A 24,785-nucleotide genomic window follows, 5' to 3' on the forward strand; every position below is an offset into this window, starting at 1 on the left:
TTCGAACAAAAATAGAACAAACGATTCCTGCCGCGAAGGTCCGCTTGGCCAAACTGCCGCAACTGCCCGTCTATTATTATCTCGACCATTTCGCCGAAATGCTCGAGTTCGTGCAGCGAACGTACGAACTCGTGCTTGGCCCAGATCATCACGCTTTCATAGCGCGCTTCGAGGGCCTTTCGAGAGATGCCCGATGCCTGTTGATCCGCATGATCAACCGGAGTGGTGCGATATTCAATCGGTCCCTGTTCGAGTACCCCGAGATCGACGATATCGAGCAGGCGACGTCGGATCTGATGATGGTCGGTCATGCCCGGGTGATCGGTGAAGTCGACTATGCCGGGTTCGTCGCGTGTCTTCCCAAGGATGTCCTCTTCACGGGGGCACAGGCGGCTGGGCGCAAAGACGTCCGCAAGTCTTGGGCCAAAGCCAAGTTCATCGACTATTATCTCGAGCAGATCCCCTTCTCGACGGCCGCGCAGCACTGCGGTGCCCGAAGATTCATCGCTCTCGACGGCACACCGCCCATCGAATTCCTGCTCTATCTGTACTTCGGCAAGACCGAGGTGAACCTCAAGAACTTCGCGCTGCGGGACCTGGGTATCCTCCGCACCAATCGCGAGACCGCGTTCAGCGCACGCTTCACCGATGCCGAGGAGGCGTTTGCTTCGTTCCACTACAGCCAGATTCTTCACAGCCTTGAGCAAGGATCGGAGACTGCCCACAGGCGGGCCGCCATCGACGTGCTGTCCGGGCCTGCCTGCGAGACACAGTACGCCAAGGACCTCCGCAGCCGAGCGGCTCATCAGACCGGACTTTTCTTCGAGAAAGCGGGCGAGAGCGATCTTGCCCGTCAGCTCTACCGCGCGGGGTGCTCGCCGGACTGCAACGAGCGTCTGGTCCGCCTGCTTTACAACACCGGGGATCGCACCGGAGCCGAAGAGCTGCTGCAGCGGATGATCGATGATCCCGCCAGCGACGGGGAGCACGTTTTCGCAACGGACTTTTACGCTCGCAAGTTCGGAGGGAGGCGCACAGGCGTCTACACCGAACTGCTGCGGTCCGGGCGAACGATCACCGTCGACGATACCCATCGGGGCAATCCAGAAGCAGGCGTCGCCGGCGTTCTGCGGCGCGAGGGCACCAAGGTTTTCTTCACCGAGAATGTGCTGTGGCACACCCTGTTCGGCCTTCTCTTCTGGGACGAGCTCTTCGAGAGCACCCGGATGCCCAGCGGGTTCGACTGGCTACCCCATTGCCTGAAAGACCGCAGCTTCCGGCGGCTCTTCGCCGTGACGATCGACGAGAAGCTGGCCGCCATTGCGTCCGGAGCTTCTCTTCCGTTGATCCTCCGCACCGTCGCAGCAAAATGGGGCCGCCCGAATGGGATCTTCAGTTGGGATCACGTGCAAGTGGAGGCGCTCCGCGCGCTGCTCGAAGGATTCGATCCAAGTGCCATAGCCAGCATCGTCCGCAGCATGTGCGACGATTTCCGCGGCATGCGGGACGGTTTCCCCGACCTGATGCTGGTGCAGGACGGTAAAGCGTCCTTCATGGAGGTCAAGGCCGAGGGGGACGTGATCCGTCGCAACCAGCTGACCCGTCTCCGCCAGCTCGACGCCGCCGGGATCATCGCCGAGATCGGTCGGGTGGATTATCGTTTCGATCCCGAGCAGGACTACGTGGTGGTCGATATCGAGACGACCGGCTCCTGGTCGAATGGCGATCGCATCACCGAGATCGGCGCGGTGAAGGTTCGCAACCACTGTGTCGTCGACGAGTGGCATTCTCTCATCAATCCTCAGCGTTCCATTCCTGCAAAGATCGTTCAACTGACCGGCATCACGAACGAAATGGTTCGGGACGCACCTGTGTTCGCGGAGGTAGCGGGCCGATTCATGGAGTTCATGGGGGACGGCATTTTCGTCGCCCATAATGTGAGCTTCGACTACGGTTTCATGACCTACGAATTCGAAAGGATCGCGCGGCGCTTCAGATTTCCCAAGCTCTGCACGTGCGCCGGAATGCGACGGCGCTATCCGGGACACAAGTCCTACGGACTTGGGAAACTTTGCGAGATATATGGCATCTCGCTCGACAATCATCATCGAGCCTTATGCGATGCACGGGCTTCGGCGCAGCTGTTGAATCTCATCAACAAGAAGCGGAGCGAAGAGGGGTACCGCGAGGCAGCGTAGCAATTCATAACCGAGCAGTTGCCTGGACTGCGGCCGCCTCTGAGAATTCTAAAGCTTCGGGCCGAGTTCCACTGCGATCACGTTATTTCGGATAAACGAAATATCACTTGCGCCGTCGGGCAAAACAGTGGTTCATAAGGCGCTGGTCCTACCAAGACGAAGGAGCCAGCCCGATGGCAAATGAGGTCGAGACGTCCTCGGAACTGTCCAAGATTGCAAAATTGAATGGTGACTTCCGAAGGAACTACGGCACGCTCATCGGAGCGGTTTTGTATCTCCGCACCGTGAGCGCCGCCCGCCGAAGCCCTTGGCTTTGGGCCGGCCTGATTTCGATCGCTCTTTCGACGGTACTGAGCTGGTTGGGGCGGCACGGTTGGTTTTTGCCAGCGTTGCCTTGATGGCGCCGAACAATGCCCCCTTTTCCTCGTAAAGCGCGCCCTGGCGTCGACGAAGAGAATCAGATGAGAGCCAGACGTAGCGTCCTGACCTCAAGGGGGCAGGTAACAGCACGTAGTCCTCGATCTCCCGATTCGCCGCATCCAACCGCATCACGGCAAGCAGGCCCGATGAGATCTGCCTACGGTAGGCTTTCCATTGCGCCGCGTGGTCCTTTCCACGATGCGCCAGTCGTCGCGCGACGAGAAACGAAACCACGCGCGCACCTCCGACATCAAGCCCTATGCCGTCCGGAACAAGATCAGCCTGGAGGCCAAGTTCCGTTCGCAGCGACGCCGCGAGTTCGGTCGCATGCCTCGATTGTTCGGCGGCCCAAAAATCCCGGGTATCGATCCAGTCGCAGTCGCGGGGCGACACATATCCGATCAGCGCATAGGCCTTCCGCAGCGAACCAAAGTGCTTCACGTACGAGGAGACGTGATTGAGACCCAGCGTCGTATTGATGATGTGCGAGTTGAGTTTACCCCGCCGGCGGAGCGTGAGACGAAGGCGCAGCAGCATCTCTTCTTCCGGAATCTCCACGCGGCGCTCGGCCAGCAGCTTCTGCGCGCGAGCGAAGATGCCTTGGTCCACGATAGGCTCGATCGCCGCAGCGCCCCGGACCCAAGCGTTATCCGGATTCTTGACCAGCTTCTGGCCCAAGCGTCTTGAAGTGCGATTGTAGACGGTCTTGCCGATGTAGTTCTCGTTCCCGAGAATGGTGGGTATCATGCCGTCGGTCCAGGGCCGACCGTTGTGATTGGCGATGCCCGCGTCGTTCAGTTGGCGACTGATGTCGCTGTAGGATTGCCGGCAGTTGACGAACTGATCGAAAATTTCCCGGATCACAGCGGCCTCTTCGGCTGAGCCGTGCTGCAGCCGAACGCGATCCGATTGCAGAGCCTTGAACTGCCCCTTTGCGAGAAGGGCCTTCGGATGCTCGCTTTCGTCGACCATCAAGCGTCGGAGGCCGTAGCCTACGGGAGCGCCAACGCGATATCCAAGGCTTGCGACCCGACAGTGTCCGGCGTGCACCTTTACGGAGAGCTCCCGGCTCCACTCGGCGGCCATGCCGCGCTTCAGGCTTTTCGCGATGCCGGAAACAAAGGTGCCGTCGTTCTTGAATATCTCCGCGCAGTATTCGACCTGGACGCCGTTCCGCTTGCACAGGAATTCGTAGTAGGCACTCTCGTCGACATCCTGGAACCGGCCCCAGCGACTGACGTCGTAGACGAGAATGTGGTAGAAGTCGGCTCGGCCCGACTGAACATCTTCGATCAGTTCGATGAGACCTGGACGCCCCTTGATCCGGAGGCCGCTGCGGCCCTCGTCGCGATAGGTGCGCACAATCGTGAGCGTGTTCGTCTCGGCATAGGCGGCGATGGCCGCTATCTGATTCGCGATCGAGTAGCGCTGGAGCTCTCTCGACATTCGAACGTACTGCGCAGCACCGCGCGCCCGGGTCCGCCTCGCCAAGCTTGTCCCTTTCGGAACAACGAGCCAGTTACCCATGCACCCCTCCTGCCACTTCGGAGGTACCCGCGAATGCAAATACACCTTCCGCGGTCGGGATGGCAATGCCGAACAGCCTGCAGGGCACCGCGGAACACGGGGATAAACCTCAACCCTGCCGATTGCGAATCCCTGCTGCGTGCTAACCGCCCGGAACGAGAAGACGGGCGAAAGGATTCGTCCGGCGGGAGTTGATCTCAATGCTGATGACGAAGGAAAGACGGCCGGCGATCCGAACGCTGCGCGGATGGGCGCTCAGCGTGCTGCATGGGGCGGGCGCCATCCACGAATGCGAGGAGCATGGTTGGGCGAAGGACCGCGCCGACCCTCACGCCCGCGAGCACGCCTTGGATATCGCCAGGCAGGAGCCGCCGGACAGCTTGTCTCCGGATCAGGCTGTCGCCGAGCTGCGCGGAATGCTGGATTCGATCGGCGACACCTGCCCTGAATGCCCGCCCGACTGAACCGCACGGACGAATCACGGCCCGATCCCGCCGTGCTCAAGCTCTACTGGGTCGCTAACTTTGTTGATCTCCGGCTGCAGCGGCCTCACCCGAGCGCGAACTGAAGTCTCGATCAGATCCTGTGCAGGAGCTTCATCTCGGCCGCCAGCTGGAAACTTCGTTTTCCGGCCAGCGCCGTCGCCTCCCAAATCGCGCCGTTGGCCCCGCAGCTGCCCGAAAAGCCAATGCCCACTTCGTACCCGCCGAAGATCGCGTCGCGAGCCGCCGTGTGTTCCTGGTTGACGATTTCACCGCGCCAGCGGTTATCCGCAGAGGAGTAAGAGCCGAGATAGTAGAAGAAGGCGTCTCCGCCCAGCATGCGGCCTTCCTCCAGCAGCATCACACCGGTCAGTCCGCCGTCAATCCCATCGAGCGCGCGGATGCGCAGCCCGTAAAGGCCATTCGGGATGCCGCCGTTGCCGACCTTTCCTGGCGGCGGCAATGACTCCTCATCCAAGCTGGTCATCACGGCATGCATCACTTGATCTGGGAGCCGGACCGGAGAGGCGTCGAAGTGGTAGGAATCGCCAACCGCGCGGCCGCGCAGGATCAGCTCGTCATCGTCCGCACCATAGAGCTGCCGCACCTCGGGATTCATGGCATGGCGCTGTCCGGCGACGCGACCGACGATCACGCCGTCGATCTCTTCGTAGCTTCCGACGTGGGCGAAAGCCGAGTTTCCCCCCAGCATACGGCCACCGCGCACATGCATGACGCTACGGTTCAGCACGGGGCCAGCGCGATACTCGCATTTGTACAACCCGTCGAACAACACCCTACCCTCGCTACGCGTAGCGTATTATAGCCGGTCAGATGGTACGCGGAAAGGCGACTCGGTAAATCAAGAGTAAGCCGCCGCCTCGAGGCTCGCGTCTGATCATGACCTTCCGCCATGGGGGCTCATCTTGCGAGGAGCGAATCCCCGAAGCAGGCAAGCAGGGCGGCCGGGCCGGGGTATACCTGGACGCATCCAGCCTGCCTCAGCGAACTCTCTGTGAAGCCGCCGCACAGCACGCCGACGATCGCGATCTTCGCTTTGCTTGCTGCTTCGGCGTCGTATGGCGTGTCACCGATCGCCACCGCATCGTGGCCTTCGACCCCAAGCTTCTTCAGGACCGCTTCGAAGATGTCGGGAGCCGGCTTCGATTCCTCGACGTCGTCCGACGAGGTCGTCACGTCGACCAGGTCGCCGATGCCCGCGATCTCTAGATATTTGGAAAGTTCATCCTTCTTGGCGGAGGAGGCGACGGCAATCCGGACGCCGGCATCCCTCACGCGCCGCAACAGATCGGGGACCGCCGAAAATGGGCGAACCAGCGGCAGATACTGGGACTTGAAGTGGTTGCTGCGCCATTCCTCCATCTCCTTGCCGTGGTCCCGCTGGGCTTCTTCGGACAGGAAGTGCGGAACCAGCTTGTCGCCCCCCTTGCCAATCTGGCCTCTCGCCTGCTTGAAGGTGACATCGTGGCCGAATTTCACCATCGCTTCGTGCCAGGCGAGGGCGTGGAGATCGACCGAATCCAAGAGCGTCCCATCCACGTCGAAAATTGCAGCTTTGGTCAATTCAGGATCCTCCCGAGCGTGAGCGACGGATCTTCGCGTACCAATCGGCGTAGGTCGTGTTCTTGGCCATGTGCCGGTTGAGATCCGGTGCGCCGTCTTCCCACCAGACGGGGCCTCTCTCACCGAGCTCGCGTTTTGCCTTGTCCACTGCCTTATGCGCAGCGGCCTCCGCCTCGGGGTCTGCGTTCCGCTTGGCGTCGCGGACCGCGCGACGGGCCTTCATCAGATGGCCGACGAGACCGGTCCGCTCCGCTTCACCGAGGGCAGGGTTGGCCATGCGCCACAACCTGCCACGGACGACGAAGTAGCGACCGTCGGGCGTCACCGGATACTTCACGTTACTCAGGCCGACTTGCGCCGCGCCCCTGATGCCGGCTTCTTCGCCGCCGCTTCCTTAGCCGGCTTCTTACCGGCAATCGGCATCAGCATCTCTTTCTGAGCCGCCGCAGCTTTCTTCGTCTTCTTGGCAGGCTTTTTCGGAGCCTCGGTCTTGGCTGCTGCGCCGCCGACGCTCTTGCGTAGCGCGTCCATCAGATCGACGACGTTCTCGCCGCGCTGGCGCTCCTTCAGCGTAATCGGCTTGCCGGCACGCTTCTGGTTGATGAGATCGACCAGGGCGGTTTCGTACTGGTCTTCGAACTTGTTGGGTTCGAAATTGCCGGCCTTCTGCTCGACGATATGCCGGGCGAGATCGAGCATGTCCTTAGTGACTTTGACGTCCTGGATCTCGTCGAACTATTCGGCCGGATCGCGGACTTCGTACGGGTAGCGCAGCAGCGTTCCCATAAGCCCCTTGTCGAGCGGCTCCAGCGCGACGATGTGCTCGCGGTTGGTCAACACCACGCGCCCGATCGCGACCTTGTCCATCTCGCGGATCGTCTCCCGGATCACCGCGAAGGCATCGTGACCGACCTTGCCGTCTGGACGCAGGTAGTAGGGGCGGATCAGGTAGCGCGGATCGATGTCGCTTCGATCGACGAACTCGTCGATCTCGATGGTCCGGGTCGATTCCAGCGCGACGTTCTCTAGCTCCTCCTTGGTGACCTCGATGAACGTATCGGTGTCGACCTTGTAGCCCTTGACGATGTCCTCGTTGGGCACCTCGTCGCCCGTGTCGGCGTCGACCTTGAGATACTTGATGCGGTGGCCGGTCTGCCGGTTGAGCTGGTTGAACGAGATCTTCTCGCTCTCCGACGTCGCCGGGTAGAGCGCCACGGGGCACGTCACGAGCGAGAGACGCAGAAATCCCTTCCAGTTTGCGCGGGGGGCCATGGGTACGCAACGCTCCAGGTACGAGGACTCAGACTCAAGACGAACAGGCTCGGCCGGTTCCGACAAGCCGTCCGCCTGTCCCCAAGATTCATCCAAAGGCCGTCGTTGCACCACGGGAATTTGGGAGAGCGCCTCTTGACTTTCTGAGAACGGATCAGGAACATATTCGGATGAGCGTTACGTTGGAGCTGGCCGGACCGGCCCCCGGCGATGCCGCCGCCGACCAGGCGATCGCGGCGTGCGGCGGCGACGCCCGGGAGGCGTGCCTGAGCGCGAACGCCGCGGTCATGCGGGCTGAGGCGTTCTCCCGCATTGCGGGCCATGCCGGTGCCATCGCGTTCTCGCGGACCGGAGATCCTTCCAGCGGCGACTTCAGCGACGCCAAGCTGATCCGGAAGTTCGGCGACGTACCGGAAGATCTCAGCGCCCTTTGAAACTCCACTCGGTCCGGAACGAGATAGCCCGCACACGCAGGCAGATCCCCGCCCAAGAGCGCGAAATCAGATGCTGCAGCGGGCCGGCGTCGCACGGGGCTGCCCTCAGACAAGACCTACGATTTGGCGTTGGAGGCGACCCATGTCGCGTAGGCGTTCATGAAATTCTGCAGGAACTTCCCGGTATCGGGATTGCTCAGCTTGCCTTGCTGATCGAACAGCTTGTCGGCGAGACCGAGGTACGCTTCGGGCTGCTGCATAGCCGGGATGTTCAGAAACACGAACGTCTGCCGCAAGTGATGATTGGCGCCGAAGCCTCCTATCGCGCTCGGCGACGCGCTGACGACCGCGCCGGGTTTGCCGTTCCACACGCTCTTCCCATAAGGTCTGGACCCGACGTCCAAGGCGTTCTTGAGAGCAGCCGGAATGGAGCGATTGTACTCGGGCGTCACGAACAGGACCGCGTTGCAACCCGCGATGCGCTCGCGGAACGCCGTCCACTCGGCCGACGGCTGGTCGTCGAGATCCTGATTGTAAAGCTGTAGTTGCCCGATTTCGACGATGCCTAGCTTCAGCTCCGCGGGCGCCAGTTCGATGAGCGTGTTCGCGACCATGCGATTGATCGACCCCTTGCGCAGGCTGCCCACGATTACGGCTACGTCGATCGTCTTGGTCATCGCTGTCTCTCCGGTTTCGTGGCCGTCATCCAATTTTCACCGTCAACATCGAAATCGATCCCCCGTCGACGCCGTTGATGGGGAAGCCGGCCGTCTCGGTGCCGAAACCGTGGTTCGTGCGCGGCGCAGTGGTGATGGTGACGCCGGTCTCCGGCACGTACCAGTGCGCAGAGATGGACAGGATGGCCTTCGGCCGAGGCATGGTGTGCCCGATGTAGCTCCACCCGTCCGTATAGGCATTCTGCCCGATCGCATTCATCGGGTTGCCGTGGCCGAAGAAGATCGTCGGAGTCAGTCTGGTCATCTTACTGCCCTTCGTGCTTCTCCAACGAGGCGAGGCGCCCTATGGCGCCGCAGTCGTCCTGGAAAGTAGGCTCATCACAGCAGTATATCCAGCGATCCGTGGCGGTAGATGCGACCGTCCTTCATGACGAAATCCACCTTCGCCGTCGCGGCGATGTCTTCTACAGGATCTCCCGGCATCGCGACGATATCGGCCTTTCTGCCCGGAGCAATAGCCCCGAGATCATCGCGCTGCAAAAGTTCCGCGGCGACGCTGGTGCCCGCCTTCAATGCACGCGCCGGAGCAAGGCCCGCCGCCACCATGGCCTGAAACTCGAGAACCCCTTCGCTGAAGGGAAACATGCCGCAGTCAGTCCCGTAAGCCACTTTCGCGTTGCTCCGCGCAATGCGCTTCTGCGCCTCCTCGATCGCCGCCACGTCGCGGCGGAATTTCCAGACCGCGTGCTCGGGGAGTTTGCCTTCCTTCAGAAGCGCCTTGTCCTCGCGGGTCATCTGCATGGTAGGGACGAGGAACGCGCCCGCTTTTTCCGCCATCGCAATGCCCTCGTCATCGATGAGGTAGCAGTCCTCGATGCTTCGCGCGCCGGCGCGCAAGGCCTGTTTGCACCCCTCCGCAGCGCCCGTGTGGACCGCCAGCGGCATGCCGAGCTGCTGTGCAGTCTGCCCGAGCGTCAGCATCTCGTCCTCAAACCAGGTCACTCTCGCCGGGTCGTCGCCGGCGCTCATGTATCCACCGGTGTTCATGGTCTTGATCCAGTCGGCACCGAAAGCGTGCTCCATGCGAACCAGCTCGCGAATTTTAGCCGGCGAGTCGGCCACCCTGGACAGTCCCATATGGCATCGGCACGGGAACATGCCCTGCATGTCGCCGTGACCTGCGGTTGCGCTGATCATGTGGGGCGCCACTATAAGACGCGGCCCCCGAGCCATGCCGCTGTCGATGGCATCGCGCAGGTTGATGGTCGGCCACTCGGGATCCAGCGTGCCCATGTCGCGAAGCGTCGTGAAGCCGTAGCGCATGTACTGCTGGGCGTAGTAAAGGCCGGCCAGCGCCTTGGCCGGCGAGCACTGCAACGTTTGCCGCGCCAGGTTCAAGCCGTCGATGCATAGATGAACGTGGGTGTCGATGAAGCCGGGGGACACGGTCCGGTCGCTGAGGTCGATGACATTCGCACCGTCCGGACGTCCGACCGAGCCCGACACTACGGAAATGGCATCGTCTTCGATCAAGATCTCCGCCCGTTCACGTATCGTGTCGCTCAGGCCGTCGAACAGCTTGCCACAAACGATGACCGTCTTTGACATTCCAGCCTCCGCTCTCCCTGGGATTTGGAGACGATCGTCGCGCGTCCGCGCTTAGGATCTTCCGGGTCCCTTCTGATCTCGCTTCGCGGCGTCGGCGTCTGTGCGTTTCGCGATTTTCGCGACCGGAAGGCGCCAACCTCGCCTGATCGCCATGACGCGGAGCAAGAAGCATGAAATCAGCGCCATCGACGTGACCGCGGCGACCGGCAACTGCATCATGTGGCCGACCACGACGATAGCCGACGCAACAAGGGCCGCGACGGCGTAGAGCTCGGCGCGCAGCACCGTCGGAATCTCGGCCAGCAAGACGTCGCGCACCATGCCGCCGCCGATCCCGGTAACCATCCCGAGCACCATCGCCATGACCGGATTGAGCCCGAACAACAGCGCCTTCGACGAGCCTGCGACGGCGAAGAGTGCGAGGCCCGCCGCGTCGAAAATAAGGATCGAATTTGACATTCGCACGATGAGGGGCGAGCAGTAGAAGGTGACTATGCCGGCCAGCAGCGACACGCCGAGATAGCGCCAGTCGCCGACCGCACCGGGCGGCACGGCGCCGATCAGGAGGTCGCGCGTGATCCCTCCCGAATTGCCAGCAGCGAACGACAAAACCAAAACGCCGAACAGATCGAGCTCTCGCCTCGCGCCAGCCAATGCTCCGCTGAGTGCGAAGACGAAGGTGCCGGTCAGATCCAGCACGATCGGAAGCTTGTCCATTGATCCGGCTCTCCTTGCCTCAAGAGAGGACGAGCATGCTTCGATCTGACCTGGAAACCGGGCACTAGGCCGGCAGCCAAGCGCGTGCCGCCGCGACCAGCGCTTCGACGCCCGTTTGCAGCGTCGGATGGAGAACGGGCGCGAATTTCGGACTGTGGTTGACCGGCAGTTCGTTGATCTTGTTCGCCTCCCTGGCCTTCGCATAGGTCTCCGGATCAGTGCCACCGACAAACCAGAAGACCGATGGCACATGCCATTCGGACCCAAACGATCCGAAATCTTCGCTGGCGGGGGCCGGACCCGTGGCCCGGACACGGTCGGTGCCGAAATATCCTCGGAACGCATCCACCACGCGGCTGGTAGCTTCCTGATTGTTCACGTTGAGAGGGTACTGATCGATGGTCGTGATCTCCGGCGGTCGAGGCGCTCCCGAAGCAGCCGCTTCGGCATTGGCAATCCGCTCGATGGCGGCCAGGACGCGCTTGCGCACGCCGGCCTCGAAGGTCCGGACATTGAGTTTGATAATGGCCTCGTCCGGAATAACGTTCTCTTTGGTGCCTGCCTGCAGGACCCCCACCGTCAGAACGGCGGCTTCGGCGGCAGCCACTTCGCGCGACACGATGGTCTGCAGCCGCAGCACGGTCGAGGCGGCCATGACGACGGGATCGATGCTGGCCTGTGGCATCGAGCCGTGCGCCCCTCGTCCGAACAGCCGTATCTGAAGGCTGTCGGCCGCCGACGTGATCGCGCCGGCGCGGCCGGCGACCGTGCCAGACGGACCCACCATGACGTGCTGGCCCAGGATCACGTCCGGTTTGGGAAAGCGCTTGAATAGGCCGTCGTTGATCATGGCCTGCGCGCCCTCGCCCGTTTCCTCGGCGGGCTGGAAGACCGCCATCAACGTGCCGCGCCAAGAGGTCCGCGCATCCGCCATCAGCTTGGTGGCTCCCGCCAGCCAGGTGACGTGCATGTCGTGGCCGCACATATGTGAGACAGGAACCGTGTTGCCGTCGCGGTCCGTGGCCGTCGCCTTGCTGGCGTAGGAAAGACCGGTTGCCTCTTGGACAGGCAGCGCATCCATGTCGGCGCGCAGCATGACAGTGGGCCCTTCTCCGTTCCGGAGCAGACCTACGACGCCGGTCTTGCCGATGCCGGTCGTCACCTCGTAGCCGGCCGCCTGAAGACGGTCCGCCGCCAGTCCCGCAGTGCGGGTCTCCTGCATCGAGAGTTCGGGGTGAGAGTGCACGTCTTTGTAGAGTGCTTCCAGATCGGGAAGGAGGACCTCGAGATTGTGCAGCACCTGCTCGGAAGAAAGAGCTTGAGTATTGGCCATGGATCGACCCCTTCGTCCAATTGGACGCCATAGGTGAACTCTGCTTTTTCAGCCTCGCGCCCATTCTCGCCGTGCGCAACTCACTTCTTTGAGCTTAGACTGACCCCTGCGAAGCTTCTCGAACCACCTTGACAGCCGCATCGGTAGATCCGGCGATGAAGGGCGACCGGGTGTTCGTCCTGGATCCTCCCTCGATCTCAGCGAGTATCTCGCCGATCAACGACCGGGCTGCGCCCGACATACGGCTCGACCTCGATCGTTGCAGTGATCCATCACTACCCGGCACGCGAAATCGCGCTCGCTCGCGACTGATTTGAGCGCTGCAAATTGGCTTGCGACGATCCAAGACACGGCTTGGTCAATGTCGGCGTCGCGCGCTCATTTACCGTCAACCGAGCGGCTCACTCTCCAGACCGCGTTCCCCACATCGTCCGCGACGACGAGTGCCCCGGTCCGGTCAAGTGCTACGCCGACCGGCCGCCCGTGAACCGTTTTTTTATCCGGCGCAAGGAAGTCCGTCAGCACCGGGATCGGCATACCGCTCGGCCGTTCGTTCGCGAAAGGAACGAAGATCACCTGATAGCCGTTCAACGGATCGCGGTTCCAACTGCCATGTTCACCCACGAACGCGCCGTTAGCGAACTCTGGTGACAGCGTTTCTCCTTGACTGAATACAACGCCGAGTGCCGCGACATGGGAACTGAGGCCGTAATCCGGCTTGATCGCCTTCGCTACCATCGCAGGGTCCTGCGGATGGACGCGTACGTCCTCATGCTGTCCCCAATAGCTATAGGGCCAGCCATAGAAACCACCGTCCTTGATGGATGTGAGATAATCCGGAACCAGATCCGGCCCGATCTCGTCTCGCTCATTGACCACAGCGAACAATTGCCCTGTTCCAGGTTGGATGGCGAGATTCGTCGGATTGCGCGTTCCGGTCGCGTAAAGGCGCTTGGCGCCCGTAAGACGATCAATCTCGTAGATCGCTGCACGCCCTTCTTCGATGTCTATCCCATTCTCGGTGATGTTGCTGTTGGAGCCGACCCCGACATAGAGCTTCGACCCATCCGGGCTGGCGACCATCGACTTGGTCCAGTGGTGGTTGATCGGACCTGCGGGCAAGTCGGCAAGCTTCGTTCCGGGTACCGTGATTTCCGTCTGTCCCGGTGTGAAGGGAAAGGCGACTATCGCGTCGGTATTGGCGACGTACAAAGTGTCCGCCACCCATGCGACGCCGTATGGCGAGTGCAGATGGTCGACCAGAACAGTCTTCATCTCCGGAACGCCGTCGCCGTCGGCGTCGCGTAACAAAGTGATGCGATTGCCGCCCTTGTCGGACGCACCGGCGCGCGCCTTAACTTTGCCTGAGATGTAATCCTTGGGCCGGAATGGCTTGGTACCGGGACCGTTGGCTTCGACGACGAGGATATCGCCGTTGGGCAATGGATAGACGATGCGCGGATGCATTAGTCCGGTCGCCATCGCCTGGATGCGCATGCCAGCTGGAACCGTGGGCGTTTCCCCGGTCTTCCAGCCAACCGCCTGCGGTACGCTCATCGGCGGCACCAGATATTGGTGAGCTTCAGGAAGGTCGGGATTGGGCCCATACTGTTTTGATGGATCGCCGCCTTTGTCACTACAGGCGGCGACCAAAGCGAAGATCATCAGTCCCGAAGCCGCTTGAACTCGGGTCCCGATCATTGGCTTTCTCCCCGGCCCACGCTCTTGATGGCGGTAACGCACCAGCCGCGAAGACCGGCTGCAAGGAGCAGGATCGTGACGATAGTGGATAGGGTGATGCCAGTTGGGACAACGGAAGTCCACGCATCTCGCGTATGAACGAAGACGTTGACCAGGGAGAGGAATGCGGCGACCCCTATCAACCCAAAATCGAGCCAGCGGATCGGCCCGGCCCTTCCAAGCGCGACGTCAATTACCAGGAAGATCGTTGCGACGAGCGCTAACACAAGGCCCCCTGTGATCAGCCAAACTGAGAAGTTGGCCCACTGCGACAGCGAGTTGCTTGTGTACATATAGTCGGTGAACAGAGCGGCCATGAGCAACGCGCCCCCAAGTCCAACGAAAAACGGGTGCAGTAGCGCATGCGTACGGCTCCTGCCAATTGGGCGCGCCATGTCTTCCTCCCGTTTACTTCGACCAGATTAAGGTCGGTTAGTCCGATCTTCGCACGGAAACCCAGGCGACGACAACGGTCTGGCGAAGCCAAGGCTCTCCCCTCGCGGGAGGGATGCGACTGAAAATGATCTGAACGGCTGCCGCTCAGGACGCGTTCCCTCGAGCCGAAAGCGTTGAGTGACGCTCGCCTATGACTGAACCGCGTGCCGTGCGCCACGAGGAATTTGAAACGGTCGGCGATCATCATTTGCACTATCAGCGGCAGCGCATCTCCGGACACGAAAGCAGGCCGGTGATCGGATCGCCATGGGCCTCGAGCGACAGTGACCCTGTCCTCGCCTTTCCAACTGGGGCTTCATGCTCATCGCCTCGGCGGTCGTGCCCTTCGAGAGTCCGGCCATGTACGCGCCTCTAGCCGTCGCTTCCGTCCTGACACTCTTCTTCGTCCCGGCAGGATACTTTCTGCTGTTCCGTTCGGCGAAGGGAGCCTGACGCGCCGCATCCCGGAAGACGCACGTGCGGAGTGGGGCAGCCATCGTGAGCACCTGCGCCATGATGCTGATCGCGCTTGTGTCCTGCGGTTGCAGTCGTATGCCGCCGGATACTTTGCTTCCCGTCCGAAGCGGAAGGCGTCTCGATAGTGCACCCTTCGAGGGAGTGCTGCAGCCGTCCAGGGCCCCGCTGCGTCAGGCCCTTGAAACCATCGGGCACTAGCGTACCGGAACGCTTTCTTCAGCACCGCGCCTTTTCCGGCATGCGCCTGCACATCTCGACACGGCGGCGACGCTTGACCGGCAATCCGGACCGGCTACCTTGGAGCTGGATGCCGCCGCCGACCAGGCATCGCGGGATGCGGCGGCAGTGCCTGGGAGTGTTTGGCGCCGGCAATGCGCCGGCTCGCGATGCGGGAAGGCCCGATGCTCGATCGCAGTCCGACCGGCATTAACTATCGACCGCCGGCTCCCGAGCCGCCGGCGACACGCCTCGGGCTGATCGAGATCATCCGAACGCTGAGACGGAATCCTCTCGAATGCTGGAGCGCCGAGTTTTTCCGCGAGCCAGTCGCGATGATCAGGCTGCCCTTTGCTCGAGCGTTTCTGGTTCACGACCCTGCCGCGATCAAGCGCGTCCTTCTCGACAACGCAGACAACTACCGCAAGGACCCGATCCAGCGCCGGATCCTGTCCTCCGGCATCGCCGACGGCCTGTTGAGCGTGGAAGGAAGCCGTTGGGAGGTGCAGCGCAGGAGTCTTGCGCCGCTGTTCGCGAAACGGACCGTCGCGTCCTTCACCGAGGCGATGCTGACGGCTGCGCACGAACTCGCCGAGAAATGGAGCCGCTTCGACGACGGTGCCGTGGTCGATGCCGCCGCCGAGATGACGATGCTCACGCTCAACGTCCTCGCCCTTACTATATTCTCCGACGGGATCGGCGGAGACTTTGAAGAATTTCGTGAAGCCATGAATGCTTATTTCGGCGTGATCGGACGGATCGGCGCGCTCGATCTGTTCGGCGCTCCGGAATTCGTGCCGCGACCCGGGCGGGCGCGGTTGCGCCGGACGATGAGCTACTTCGAGCGCATCATCGACGAGATCGTCGAGACGCGGCGCCGGCGGCTTGCCTGCTCGGCCGACACGGCTCCGAATGATCTGCTCACACTCCTACTGCGGGCGCTCGATCCTTCGACGGGACAGCCGATGAGTCTGGCCGAGGTGAGGTCGAACATTCTCACATTCCTCTCTGCCGGCCACGAAACGACCGCCAATTCGCTGGCGTGGACGATTTTTCTGCTCTCGCAGGCTCCTGAGTGGCGGATGCGCGTTCGAGAGGAGGCCGAGCGCGAATTGAGCGGCCCCGCCGCGGGGCTCCCCGATCGGCTTGTGGTGACGCGGGCGGTTGTCGAAGAGGCCCTGCGGCTCTATCCCCCCATCGCCGCGCTCAGCCGAATGTCGGAACGGCCCGACCGTCTGGGATCCCATGAGGTCGGCGCGCGGTCCCTCATCGTCATCGCGCCCTACGTACTGCATCGACATAAGCGCCTATGGGACCGGCCCGACGTGTTCGACCCGGCGCGCTTCCTGCCGCCCGCAAGGAGCGAAGTGCCCCGTTTCGCCTACCTACCCTTCGGCGCGGGGCCGCGCACCTGCATCGGATCATCCTTTGCGCTACAGGAGGCGACGATCGTGCTGGCGATGCTGATGCGACGCTTCGATCTGGAACTCCTGCCCGGCACCAGGGTCTGGCCGCTGCAGCGGATCACCTTGAGGCCGGCGCACGGGCTTCCCATGCGCATCACTAGAGGGCCAAACTGAACGGGGGCGACGGCGGGGTCTGCTCGTCTCAGGCAAGCTCCGCACACGGATCTGAGAGCTGGTTCACATTCGCCGGGGCCGCTGCGGGCTATGCTACTGCTTTCCCGGAGGAGACCGATGATGGCTGCACTGGAAAAGATGCTCTCCCGCTCGACCGGCATGAATGTCGTCGCCGACGAACTGAAGACGATCCTGATCTTTTGCGGCGTCGGGCTTTTGCTGTCGCTTGCGGCCGCGATGAGTTACGGCCTGAACATCGCGACGGACCTATTCTAATCGAGCACTCTTATTTCGCCGGCGGCCTTAGCGGGCTCTCCGCCCACCTGCGGACGGCGGGATCGTGCAGCGGGTCGTCGTCGCAGTTCGTGCAGACGTAGCGCTCCCGTCCGGGACCAGTCTCTTCGGCCGCGAGCTTCATCGGCCGCCCGCACGCCGGGCACGTCTTCCTGACCGCATACAGCATCGACATTTGGATTTCCCCGCCTGGCCGAAATCTACTGCCGCCCGGCGCGCGAAAACAAGAGACCTCCGAGGATTCTTCGTCGGGCGCCACACCCGGGTGCCGCCTGGGACGAACACAGTCCGTAGGCGCTTCTTGACAGCTCGATTGCAGACTAATCAACTCCCGGCAGTGATGTTGAGGGGAGCGCGTGATGGTGCAGGAGTTCTACCAAGGTCTGGCACAACGGGTCCGTGGTATGGCAGAGACGGCGGATCCGTTCACGCGCCGCCGCCTGCTGGATCTCGCCAAGCGGTACGATTCCAAGGGCGGCACCCCGCCATCAAAGGTCTCCGAACGGCCGCTGCCGGTTTCGCGCACCCCGCCGCCGGCTTCGATCTTCTCCGGACCTGGCGAGACTTGACGCAGAGGCTAATTCTGATTGTCCGCGGCGCACTGTACGAAGACCGGCCGCTCGCGGTCACCACTTCAGCAAACCGCCGCAGAATGGGATCGTGCTGGTGGAAGGCCGTGGTGTGGAAGGCGACGCTCATGCCGGCCCGTTCGTCCGCCATCGCTATCTCGCCCGGCGCCAGCCTCGGTTACCCAATATCCGGCAGGTCCACCTGATCCCGGCCGAGCTCTTCGCCTCCCTCTCGGAAGTCGGCTTCCAAGTCGAAGCTGGGGACCTGGGCGAGAACATCACGACTGCCGGCCTGGACCTCGAGCGGATGCCGCTCGGGACGCTCATTGAGCTTGGACCGCTGCGATCGTGGACCTGACCGGCCTCCGGCCGCCCTGTGTGCTCATCAATCGCTTCCAGTCGGGCTTGAAACGGCATGCTGTCGTCGGCGGAAACGGGCCCTCCATTCAAACGCGGGGTGCTGGGCTTGGTCAGGGCCGCTGGAACGGTCGCGGCTGGCGATACCGCGCGGGTTCGGCTTCCGTCCTCCTCATTTCGTGCCTTGCCGGGTCTGAAGGGCGTTCAGGAGGCGTTTCGCCCTCCTCGTTGCGCCGCCTTGGCACAGCCACCGGGCTGCCGCAGCGGGCCGCGGGGGGGGGAAAGATACGAGATCGGGATCTGCGCCGCGAGACGCTTGGCCCGTTCCGCCAATCGGCCACTGGTCGCCAGGCCGCCATGTCGCGCCTGTTTACTCAAAAGCCTAGACGCCAAACACTCAGTCCGCGCTCGTCTCCCGCAATCCCGGCAGCTCCGAAGAGACCATCGTTTCGGTCAAACCCCGCCATCGAAGCGGCAAACCGGAGTCAATGAGGGGCAGAATTACAGTCCGAAAGACTGTAGCTTAAGTTCCCGCTAGTCTGCTGCAGCTAAACGATCAAGGCACCATTTTCCCAGAACGCACCTCGCTTTACGCGTAGGGCGTATTTCCTATCGATTCAAGATGCATGCTTTTGCCAGCCGCCGCCCCGGCAAGTATCCACTCGGAGAGCGTCTGGCGAGTTCGATGGAGCGATGTGCATGATTGATGTTAGCAATTTGCGTTTCGCGTTATGCAATTTCTTCGTGCTCCTAGTTGAGGATGCGCGAGCAGCAATCGATAGACAGCGCCAGGCCGTGTCCGACAGCCTGGGGCGCGCCAGCATAGCAATGCAGCTGCCGGGGCTTAGAGAGGGTAGCTCGCATCCGAGCCTGACTCGCAGGGCCACTCGGCATTCAATTGCGAAAGCTATCGGACGGCATCTGACGCGTTTGTTGATTCCAGTAGCTATAAGCTTGTCAGCGACTTCCGCGCCGGCTTTGGAGGTCGTTCATCCCGCCCCGGAATCCGCTGAGGACACGAGATTTGAGTATTACTGGCAGTTGCTCGCTCGCGCCCTAGCCATCACGGAGTCAGACTTCGGTCCCTCCGCATTGCACCCGGCCGCATCGGCCATGACCGAACCCCGAGCCATTGAGGAGCTGATGAACGGGTCAGGTAAGATTACCGTGCTGGTGCACGGCAACGTGGCCGACTACGAGAAACAATTGTTGCCGATCTATTTTCCTCTGGACAAAGGATTGCTGGGCTACCGGGTATTCCTCATCCGGAGCGAAACGCAAGCTCGGATGAACTCAGTAAAGGGTCTGAGAGATCTACAACAGCACAGCTTTGGTCAAGGGTCGACCTGGGCAGATGCCACCATTCTGAGGAAGGCCGGCCTCCCCGTCGTCGAAGGTACGAGCTATGAAGGCCTGTTCTCCATGCTCTCTGCCGGTCGATTCGAACTCTTTTCGCGGGGGGTGGTGGAAATCGGAGATGAACTTGCGCGCCACAAGTCAGCGCATCCCGAGCTTACCATCGAGCAGGGCTTGCTACTGCACTACCCGCTGACCCGCTATTTCTACGTTTGTCGTTCCCCGGAAGGCGAGGCGCTGGCGCGGCGAATATCCACCGGACTGGAGCGCATGTTGTCGGACGGGAGCTTTGACAAGATGTTCCAGACCTTCAAAGCGCCAATCGAAGATCAGATCGGTTTGCGAAACAGGCTGCTTATCGAGATCGACAATCCGCTGCAGACGCCGAAAACCCCGCTTTACCGACCTGAGCTTTGGTATGATCCGAGGCGCGACAACTGAGCACTTATCCGGGCGAGGGCCTAATGTTCAACAGCCGGTTATCGCGGTCTCGAGATATGCAGCCGACCCCATACTCTCGCCTTACCACCCGAATCCTTTTTTGGGTCGTCGCAATCTGCCTATTCATGTTTTCCGCAGTGACTGTCCTGACGGTCGCGCTCGAGCGCAATAGCTTGTATCAAAAGGCGCAACGTGATGCGCAGAGCAACGTCACACGCAACTTCGCGGCCATTTCCAGCGGACTCTGGAATTTCGACACCACCGGACTGAAGGCTGCCTTACAAGGCCTCACCCAATCCGGCTCCATCATCCGGGCAGAAGTTCTCAACGGCCGGCAGCAAGTTGCCTCCGTACAAAGAGAGCACAGTGATGCACCGGACTTCGAATGGGAAGCGCCGCTGTTTGGTCCCGACGGATCCGAGAAAATTGGGACGTTAAAAATCTCCGAATCCTATAAGGACCTTCGAGATCTGTTCACGAAAAACTTGGCTACGGAACTCGTGGCTGAGTTGGTCAAAATTGGTGGGATGGCAGCACTGCTATTCATCATCATCTACAGTTTGATCACCCGTCACTTGCAAACCCTCGCGCACGATGTTTTGGAACTAAAACCCGGAGCGCCAGTCGGCTCGATCAGCTTGCATCGGAGGAAATTTCATAACGACGAGCTTGATACGCTTGTGGGATCAATCAATCGCTTTCGTGAAGAACGCGCGGAAGCAGAGGATGCACTTCAGGCGGACATAGCCATGCGCAAACTCGTTGAAGAGGCGTTGCAGGAAAGCGAAGCACGCCTGCGCTCGAGCGAAGAGCGCCTCAAGCTTGCTATCGACGCGGCTAAGCTTGGCATCTGGGACTGGGACATCGAACGGGATCGACTGGTCTGGGACGATTCGATGCACCGACTCTATGGAATTCCGCCTGGCGGATTCGGGGGCGCTTTCGATACTTGGTGGTCCTACGTGATGCGGGAGGACGTTACGCAAGCGCAGTTCGATCTTGATGCGGCCCTTCGCGGCGAACGCGAGTACTCGTCAGAATTCAGAGTGCAGCGGGCCGACGGGAGTATCCGCGTTATTCGCGGTGTTGCGCATATGATTCGCAACAGCGACGGAACACCCGTTCGCATGGTCGGCATCAATAGAGATGTGACAGACCTTATCAACGCCGAGCGCGAACGCGACCGAGCGACCGAAGAAGTACAAGCTGCTCAGGCCGAGCTTGCCCAAGTGGCGCGACTCACGACCATGGGCGAGCTCGCCGCATCCATCGCTCACGAGGTCAGTCAGCCGCTCGCCGCCGTTGTCTCTTATGGCAATGGAGCGCTTCGGTGGCTGGGCCACGTCCCGCCCGATCTGGGCGAAGCAAAAGCTGCAATTGAAGGTGTTGTCGAAGCTGGAAATCATGCTGGAGCGGTGTTGGCCCGTATTCGGGAGCTGGTCAAAAACCGCAAGCCGGAATACGAAGCTCTCGATGTCAACCAGGCGATTGAGGACGTTCTCGGCCTTACCGGGGGCGCTCTGCGTGCCCGCTCAGTGCTGGTCCAGAGTTCGTTGTCGGGCGGCCTCCCAGCCGTTTTGGGAGATCGGATCCAGCTGCAGCAGGTCATAATGAACTTGGCCATCAATGCAGCCGATGCGATGGAATCAGTGAATGACCGTGCTCGAGTCCTGCGAATTGGCTCGAAGGTCACCGCCGAAGGACTTGTTCAAGTCACGATCGCGGATTGCGGCACCGGGATAGAAGAAGGGATTCGTGAACGCATCTTCCAACCGCTATTTACCACCAAATCCCATGGCATGGGCATGGGGCTGTCGATCTGTCGCAGCATCATCGAGGCACACCGAGGCAAGCTCTGGACGTCCCCCGTGGCGCCGCATGGTACTGAATTCAAATTCACGGTGCCCGCCTGCAATCGGGATTCGGAAGCAGCATGATTTACGCGGCTGCTTTGCGCGTGACGGTAGTTTACGGCGGCGCCTCACGAACCTTATGATGGGCGTGTTCGCGTTGGGATGCCCGTTCACGCCACTGAGGCCGGTCGAATGAAGAGCGACAATCCTGGAAAACCGATCGTATTTGTCGTGGACGATGATCCGCTTGTTCGGGGATCTGTATCCAGCCTTCTCCGCTCGGTCGGCTGGGACGCTCGGGTTTTCGCCTCAACGTCGGAGTTCCTAGCGGAACAGCGGCCGGCGCTTCCGAGCTGTTTGGTGTTGGACGTGAGGCTACCAGGCGTGAGCGGTCTCGATTTTCAGGCCGAGCTCTCGAAAAGCGATATTCGAGTACCCATCATTTTCCTGACCGGACACGGGGACATCCCCATGACTGTCAGGGCCATGAAGGCCGGCGCGGTGGAATTCCTGACCAAACCCTTTCGCGAACAAGACCTGCTGGACGCTGTCAAGCTTGCGCTGGAACGGGATCAAAGCCGCATCGAAGCGGACAGAGCCAGCCTAGTGTTGAAGTCACGTCTAGAAACTTTGACCGAGCGAGAGCGAGATATAATGGGCCTCGTCACGTCGGGGCTGATGAACAAACAGGTAGCCGGAAAAGTCAACCTGAGTGAGATTACGGTCAAAGTCCACCGTGGGCGTATCATGCAGAAGATGGGCGCTAAGACGCTGGCTGATCTGGTGCGGATGGCTGAAGCGTTGAACATCCGCCCTCCGGGATCATAGAGCTCGATACTCAAGTATACTTACTTAAACCGGCTGCATGGCCGAGAATGGCGATTCGAACGAGGCGTTCGGTCCCCAATTGCCCTAGGATAACTGCTTGCCAAGGAAAACCCTTATTTCGGTCGTGGACGATGACGGTCTCGTCCGAGAATCCACGAAGGGACTCCTTCGATCGATGGGCTACGATGCGGAAACATTTACTTCCGCCGAGGAGTATCTGCATTCGGGCTCGCCCGCAGCTACTGCTTGTTTGATTTCAGACGTGCAAATGCCCGGCATTGGTGGTGCAGAGTTTCAGGCTCAGCTTGCGGCTGAGGGATATCACACGCCCATCATCTTCATTACGGCATTTCCCGACCAGGACCTTCGTGCCCGCGTCATGAAGGCCGGTGCCTTTGGCTTCCTGACCAAGCCGTTCAGTGACGAGAGCCTGATCAAGTGCTTGGATAGTGCGCTGCTCCGCAGCAGGACTGATCCAAGCCTACAATCATAATTTTAGGTCATCAGCAAAAACTCGTGGGTGCGCCGTCGCGGCGCGCGCCGGCGAATATACTCACGTATCGCGTTCTATCTCTTGGGACACTCAGGTTTGCGCAATTCGCAATGTATGCTGACTCGAGTGGAGGCACTCATATCGCGGACTCTTGGAAGACCGCTTCAACAGGGGAAGAGATCATGGCCTATGGCGCGTCAAACTCTGTTCACCGCTACAATTCGCCGTTCGAATCCAAAGAGTTCTGCAATGCGTCGAGCATGCAAGAATGGATTCCCGATACACTTCTGAACTCCGCATCGGCTCAAGGCGAGATCGAGATTCAACGAAGAATGGATCGGCTCTTGCGCGAATGCCTCACGCGCAGGGCAGCCCAGTAGACTACATAGCCAGGGGTACTTACCCTCGAGTCCGAGGCCAACAAGTCGTTCTAAACGCAACTTATGCGAACACAATGGAGGGGCTCTTGCGCGGCGTCGTACACATTGTTGATGGTGATGCATCCTTCCGGACGACCATCCAACGTCGTCTAGAACTCGCCGGTTACGAAGTCGAGACATACGCTTCGGCTCATCAACTGCTCAAGCAAGTGCCCGACGAATGCGTTTCGTGTTGTATTCTCCTGGAACTGCGCATACCCGGGATGGACGGTCCTGCCCTTCAGTCCCGGCTAAATGAACTCGGCTCGACGGTCCCAATTATTTTTGTGGCCGCTAATCCAGATATCCCGACAACGGTGCGAGCCATCAAGGCGGGGGCGGAGGATTTTCTGATCAAGCCTGTCTCAGCCGAAATACTTTTGGCGGCAGTCGAAAAAGCGCTGTTACGTCATCAAGGCAGCCGCATGCTGAAAAGTCGGCGCGAAAAGGACGAGGCGTGTGTTGCTGCATTGACGCCGCGCGAGCGGCAAGTCTTCGGACTTGTTGTTTGCGGCCAGCTCAACAAGCAGATCGCCTACGAGCTAGGTTGCACGCTGCGTACAATCAAAGCGCATCGCCACAGGGTCATGGAAAAGCTGCAGGCTAGATCTTTGGCCGAACTTGTGTCGCTTGCAGAACGGGTCGGGTTTCTTAGTTCCGCCGCGGGTCGGGAGCCCCAGGACATCAAGTTCAACTCAGTTACCCTTGTGGCCAGAACTGCGGTGCGATCTGATGCGCACCGCACGACTAGAGAGAACAAACAGCTACTCGACGCTCGATTGTAAGATGCGGTTGCTGCGGCAAAGTTCTTCAAGCCGCCCGTTAGTGCAAACCTAAGGGACAGCAGATGGTTCCCACATCACCCGAGCCGCACTCCTTAAGACAAGCGGCACAAAAGTTCAGAGCACGCGCAAAAGAATGTCGCATTCTTGCTGCGATGACGGAGGAGCCTAGCAGAAGCGGCTTCCTGGAGGTTGCTCGTGCTTATGATAGGCTGGCTCTAGAATACGGGTCTCGCCCCAAGACGCGAAGCGTGAGTCCGGCAACTGTAGCATTTTATATTCCGAAGGGAATGGTGGCGGTGAATGTCACGCGATGGCTGTCTCGATTGGTTGTTAAGATGTCCGCGCGGGAGTCTTTGGTCGGTCGGTCAGCCTCAGCGCGGCGACAGCACATGCGATGGCTGAAAAATGCAAGCGAGCAGGTCCTCGTTCATCCCACTTGACCGAACTGGTCAGCCTCACGTCGCACCGCCGAGCATCTTCTCGACCTTGTTGCACCGGCTAAGCGCAAGGATGGGCGAAGGTCCGGGCTCGCATCCTTGCTACAGGAGCATCTCCGCTCCCGCTGACCGAGCAGAAGCGGCTGGACCCCACCGCATGCACGAGTGGCCTCAGTTCTCCACCAACCCACCGGATTTGACGGTGGCAGCCCAGCAGCCAAGAGGCACCCGCTCAAACTGATCAGCTCCCCTC

At 60.8% G+C, this 24,785-nt stretch carries 24 protein-coding genes and 1 pseudogene; 13 read left to right on the plus strand and 12 right to left on the minus strand.

All coding sequences use genetic code 11. The features are described from left to right. Positions 1–44: 44 nt before the first annotated feature. The gene (locus C7G41_RS28320; protein ID WP_106945609.1) at positions 45–2,198 is read left to right on the plus strand and encodes a 3'-5' exonuclease; all 2,154 of its coding nucleotides are present in this window, start codon (positions 45–47) and stop codon (positions 2,196–2,198) included. Positions 2,199–2,453: 255 nt separating this feature from the next. Here the strand turns inward: C7G41_RS28320 and C7G41_RS28325 are convergent, their stop codons facing one another. Continuing rightward, positions 2,454–4,145 (minus strand): recombinase family protein, encoded by a 1,692-nt coding sequence (locus C7G41_RS28325; protein ID WP_106945610.1) that lies wholly within the window; start codon positions 4,143–4,145, stop codon positions 2,454–2,456. A gap of 200 nt (positions 4,146–4,345) precedes the next feature. On the opposite strand from C7G41_RS28325, the gene C7G41_RS28330 reads away from it, so the two are divergent. Then, positions 4,346–4,609, plus strand: a complete 264-nt coding sequence (locus C7G41_RS28330; protein WP_106945611.1) for a hypothetical protein — start codon at positions 4,346–4,348, stop codon at positions 4,607–4,609. Positions 4,610–4,721: 112 nt separating this feature from the next. Here the strand turns inward: C7G41_RS28330 and C7G41_RS28335 are convergent, their stop codons facing one another. The 4 genes and pseudogenes from C7G41_RS28335 to C7G41_RS28350 form a co-directional block, all read right to left on the minus strand. Then, entirely contained in the window at positions 4,722–5,420 is a 699-nt protein-coding gene (locus C7G41_RS28335; RefSeq protein WP_106945612.1) for a GrlR family regulatory protein, read from the minus strand. 128 nt (positions 5,421–5,548) lie between these two features. Then, the gene (locus tag C7G41_RS28340) at positions 5,549–6,211 is read right to left on the minus strand and encodes an HAD family hydrolase (protein WP_106945613.1); all 663 of its coding nucleotides are present in this window, start codon (positions 6,209–6,211) and stop codon (positions 5,549–5,551) included. Between the two features lies 1 nt (position 6,212). Then, entirely contained in the window at positions 6,213–6,488 is a 276-nt protein-coding gene (locus C7G41_RS28345) for a hypothetical protein (protein WP_306768054.1), read from the minus strand. Between the two features lie 65 nt (positions 6,489–6,553). Next, positions 6,554–7,483, minus strand: a pseudogene (locus tag C7G41_RS28350) (Ku protein). 170 nt (positions 7,484–7,653) lie between these two features. Between C7G41_RS28350 and C7G41_RS28355 the strand changes: the two are divergent. Next, positions 7,654–7,917 carry a hypothetical protein gene (locus C7G41_RS28355; protein WP_106945614.1) on the plus strand — a complete coding sequence of 88 codons (264 nt, stop codon included), beginning with the start codon at positions 7,654–7,656 and terminating at the stop codon, positions 7,915–7,917. A gap of 116 nt (positions 7,918–8,033) precedes the next feature. Here C7G41_RS28355 and C7G41_RS28360 read toward each other — a convergent pair whose 3' ends face one another. From C7G41_RS28360 to C7G41_RS28390, 7 genes are all read right to left on the minus strand, one after another. Continuing rightward, positions 8,034–8,594 (minus strand): NADPH-dependent FMN reductase, encoded by a 561-nt coding sequence (locus tag C7G41_RS28360; RefSeq protein WP_106945615.1) that lies wholly within the window; start codon positions 8,592–8,594, stop codon positions 8,034–8,036. A 25-nt stretch (positions 8,595–8,619) separates the two neighbouring features. Further along, the gene (locus C7G41_RS28365; RefSeq protein ID WP_199198655.1) at positions 8,620–8,898 is read right to left on the minus strand and encodes a hypothetical protein; all 279 of its coding nucleotides are present in this window, start codon (positions 8,896–8,898) and stop codon (positions 8,620–8,622) included. Positions 8,899–8,972: 74 nt separating this feature from the next. Next, positions 8,973–10,202: an amidohydrolase family protein gene (locus tag C7G41_RS28370; RefSeq protein WP_106945616.1), complete on the minus strand. Its 1,230-nt coding sequence runs from the start codon at positions 10,200–10,202 to the stop codon at positions 8,973–8,975. A 51-nt stretch (positions 10,203–10,253) separates the two neighbouring features. After that, on the minus strand, positions 10,254–10,919 hold the full coding sequence (locus tag C7G41_RS28375; protein WP_106945617.1) for a trimeric intracellular cation channel family protein: 666 nt from the start codon (positions 10,917–10,919) through the stop codon (positions 10,254–10,256). A gap of 64 nt (positions 10,920–10,983) precedes the next feature. Beyond that, on the minus strand, positions 10,984–12,252 hold the full coding sequence (locus tag C7G41_RS28380) for a M20 family metallopeptidase (protein ID WP_106945618.1): 1,269 nt from the start codon (positions 12,250–12,252) through the stop codon (positions 10,984–10,986). Positions 12,253–12,630: 378 nt separating this feature from the next. After that, positions 12,631–13,953, minus strand: coding sequence for a sorbosone dehydrogenase family protein (locus C7G41_RS28385; RefSeq protein WP_106945619.1), 1,323 nt, complete (start codon positions 13,951–13,953; stop codon positions 12,631–12,633). Next, a complete protein-coding gene (locus tag C7G41_RS28390; RefSeq protein ID WP_106945620.1) occupies positions 13,950–14,387 on the minus strand; it encodes a DUF2231 domain-containing protein in 438 nt (145 codons plus the stop codon). Before C7G41_RS28390 ends, C7G41_RS28385 begins: the two co-directional genes overlap by 4 nt. Before the next feature lie 918 nt (positions 14,388–15,305). On the opposite strand from C7G41_RS28390, the gene C7G41_RS28395 reads away from it, so the two are divergent. The 10 genes from C7G41_RS28395 (at position 15,306) to C7G41_RS28435 (ending at position 24,095) form a co-directional block, all read left to right on the plus strand. Then, on the plus strand, positions 15,306–16,700 hold the full coding sequence (locus C7G41_RS28395; RefSeq protein ID WP_245446727.1) for a cytochrome P450: 1,395 nt from the start codon (positions 15,306–15,308) through the stop codon (positions 16,698–16,700). Positions 16,701–16,817: 117 nt separating this feature from the next. Next, a complete protein-coding gene (locus C7G41_RS37440) occupies positions 16,818–16,976 on the plus strand; it encodes a hypothetical protein (protein ID WP_158268035.1) in 159 nt (52 codons plus the stop codon). Positions 16,977–17,353: 377 nt separating this feature from the next. Then, the gene (locus tag C7G41_RS28405; protein WP_106945623.1) at positions 17,354–17,563 is read left to right on the plus strand and encodes a hypothetical protein; all 210 of its coding nucleotides are present in this window, start codon (positions 17,354–17,356) and stop codon (positions 17,561–17,563) included. Positions 17,564–17,654: 91 nt separating this feature from the next. Beyond that, on the plus strand, positions 17,655–17,921 hold the full coding sequence (locus tag C7G41_RS38355) for a hypothetical protein (protein WP_245446729.1): 267 nt from the start codon (positions 17,655–17,657) through the stop codon (positions 17,919–17,921). 698 nt (positions 17,922–18,619) lie between these two features. Continuing rightward, positions 18,620–19,717 (plus strand): hypothetical protein, encoded by a 1,098-nt coding sequence (locus tag C7G41_RS28415; RefSeq protein WP_146159806.1) that lies wholly within the window; start codon positions 18,620–18,622, stop codon positions 19,715–19,717. A gap of 125 nt (positions 19,718–19,842) precedes the next feature. Beyond that, entirely contained in the window at positions 19,843–21,654 is a 1,812-nt protein-coding gene (locus C7G41_RS28420) for a sensor histidine kinase (RefSeq protein ID WP_158268036.1), read from the plus strand. Positions 21,655–21,762: 108 nt separating this feature from the next. After that, on the plus strand, positions 21,763–22,398 hold the full coding sequence (locus tag C7G41_RS28425; RefSeq protein ID WP_106945626.1) for a response regulator transcription factor: 636 nt from the start codon (positions 21,763–21,765) through the stop codon (positions 22,396–22,398). 124 nt (positions 22,399–22,522) lie between these two features. Then, complete coding sequence (locus C7G41_RS28430) at positions 22,523–22,891, plus strand: response regulator transcription factor (protein WP_306768056.1); 369 nt, start codon at positions 22,523–22,525, stop codon at positions 22,889–22,891. Positions 22,892–23,073: 182 nt separating this feature from the next. Beyond that, complete coding sequence (locus tag C7G41_RS37045; RefSeq protein ID WP_146159807.1) at positions 23,074–23,271, plus strand: hypothetical protein; 198 nt, start codon at positions 23,074–23,076, stop codon at positions 23,269–23,271. A gap of 86 nt (positions 23,272–23,357) precedes the next feature. Then, positions 23,358–24,095: a response regulator transcription factor gene (locus tag C7G41_RS28435; RefSeq protein WP_106945648.1), complete on the plus strand. Its 738-nt coding sequence runs from the start codon at positions 23,358–23,360 to the stop codon at positions 24,093–24,095. Positions 24,096–24,785: the final 690 nt, after the last annotated feature.

The organism is Bradyrhizobium sp. MOS002 (assembly GCF_003020115.1).
In the GTDB taxonomy this organism is placed as follows: Bacteria; Pseudomonadota; Alphaproteobacteria; order Rhizobiales; family Xanthobacteraceae; genus Bradyrhizobium.

Bases quoted from the DNA above. Each gene is read 5' to 3' on its own strand.
- C7G41_RS37440 (WP_158268035.1), top strand. From the start codon at position 16,818: ATGATGGCTGCACTGGAAAAGATGCTCTCCCGCTCGACCGGCATGAAT.
- C7G41_RS28360 (WP_106945615.1), bottom strand. From the start codon at position 8,594: ATGACCAAGACGATCGACGTAGCCGTAATCGTGGGCAGCCTGCGCAAG.
- C7G41_RS28330 (WP_106945611.1), top strand. From the start codon at position 4,346: ATGCTGATGACGAAGGAAAGACGGCCGGCGATCCGAACGCTGCGCGGA.
- C7G41_RS28390 (WP_106945620.1), bottom strand. From the start codon at position 14,387: ATGGCGCGCCCAATTGGCAGGAGCCGTACGCATGCGCTACTGCACCCG.
- C7G41_RS28415 (WP_146159806.1), top strand. From the start codon at position 18,620: ATGATTGATGTTAGCAATTTGCGTTTCGCGTTATGCAATTTCTTCGTG.
- C7G41_RS28375 (WP_106945617.1), bottom strand. From the start codon at position 10,919: ATGGACAAGCTTCCGATCGTGCTGGATCTGACCGGCACCTTCGTCTTC.
- C7G41_RS28405 (WP_106945623.1), top strand. From the start codon at position 17,354: ATGGTGCAGGAGTTCTACCAAGGTCTGGCACAACGGGTCCGTGGTATG.
- C7G41_RS28380 (WP_106945618.1), bottom strand. From the start codon at position 12,252: ATGGCCAATACTCAAGCTCTTTCTTCCGAGCAGGTGCTGCACAATCTC.
- C7G41_RS28370 (WP_106945616.1), bottom strand. From the start codon at position 10,202: ATGTCAAAGACGGTCATCGTTTGTGGCAAGCTGTTCGACGGCCTGAGC.
- C7G41_RS28385 (WP_106945619.1), bottom strand. From the start codon at position 13,953: ATGATCGGGACCCGAGTTCAAGCGGCTTCGGGACTGATGATCTTCGCT.
- C7G41_RS28420 (WP_158268036.1), top strand. From the start codon at position 19,843: ATGTTTTCCGCAGTGACTGTCCTGACGGTCGCGCTCGAGCGCAATAGC.
- C7G41_RS28355 (WP_106945614.1), top strand. From the start codon at position 7,654: ATGAGCGTTACGTTGGAGCTGGCCGGACCGGCCCCCGGCGATGCCGCC.
- C7G41_RS37045 (WP_146159807.1), top strand. From the start codon at position 23,074: ATGGCCTATGGCGCGTCAAACTCTGTTCACCGCTACAATTCGCCGTTC.
- C7G41_RS28345 (WP_306768054.1), bottom strand. From the start codon at position 6,488: ATGGCCAACCCTGCCCTCGGTGAAGCGGAGCGGACCGGTCTCGTCGGC.
- C7G41_RS28365 (WP_199198655.1), bottom strand. From the start codon at position 8,898: ATGACCAGACTGACTCCGACGATCTTCTTCGGCCACGGCAACCCGATG.
- C7G41_RS28425 (WP_106945626.1), top strand. From the start codon at position 21,763: ATGAAGAGCGACAATCCTGGAAAACCGATCGTATTTGTCGTGGACGAT.
- C7G41_RS28395 (WP_245446727.1), top strand. From the start codon at position 15,306: ATGCTCGATCGCAGTCCGACCGGCATTAACTATCGACCGCCGGCTCCC.
- C7G41_RS28325 (WP_106945610.1), bottom strand. From the start codon at position 4,145: ATGGGTAACTGGCTCGTTGTTCCGAAAGGGACAAGCTTGGCGAGGCGG.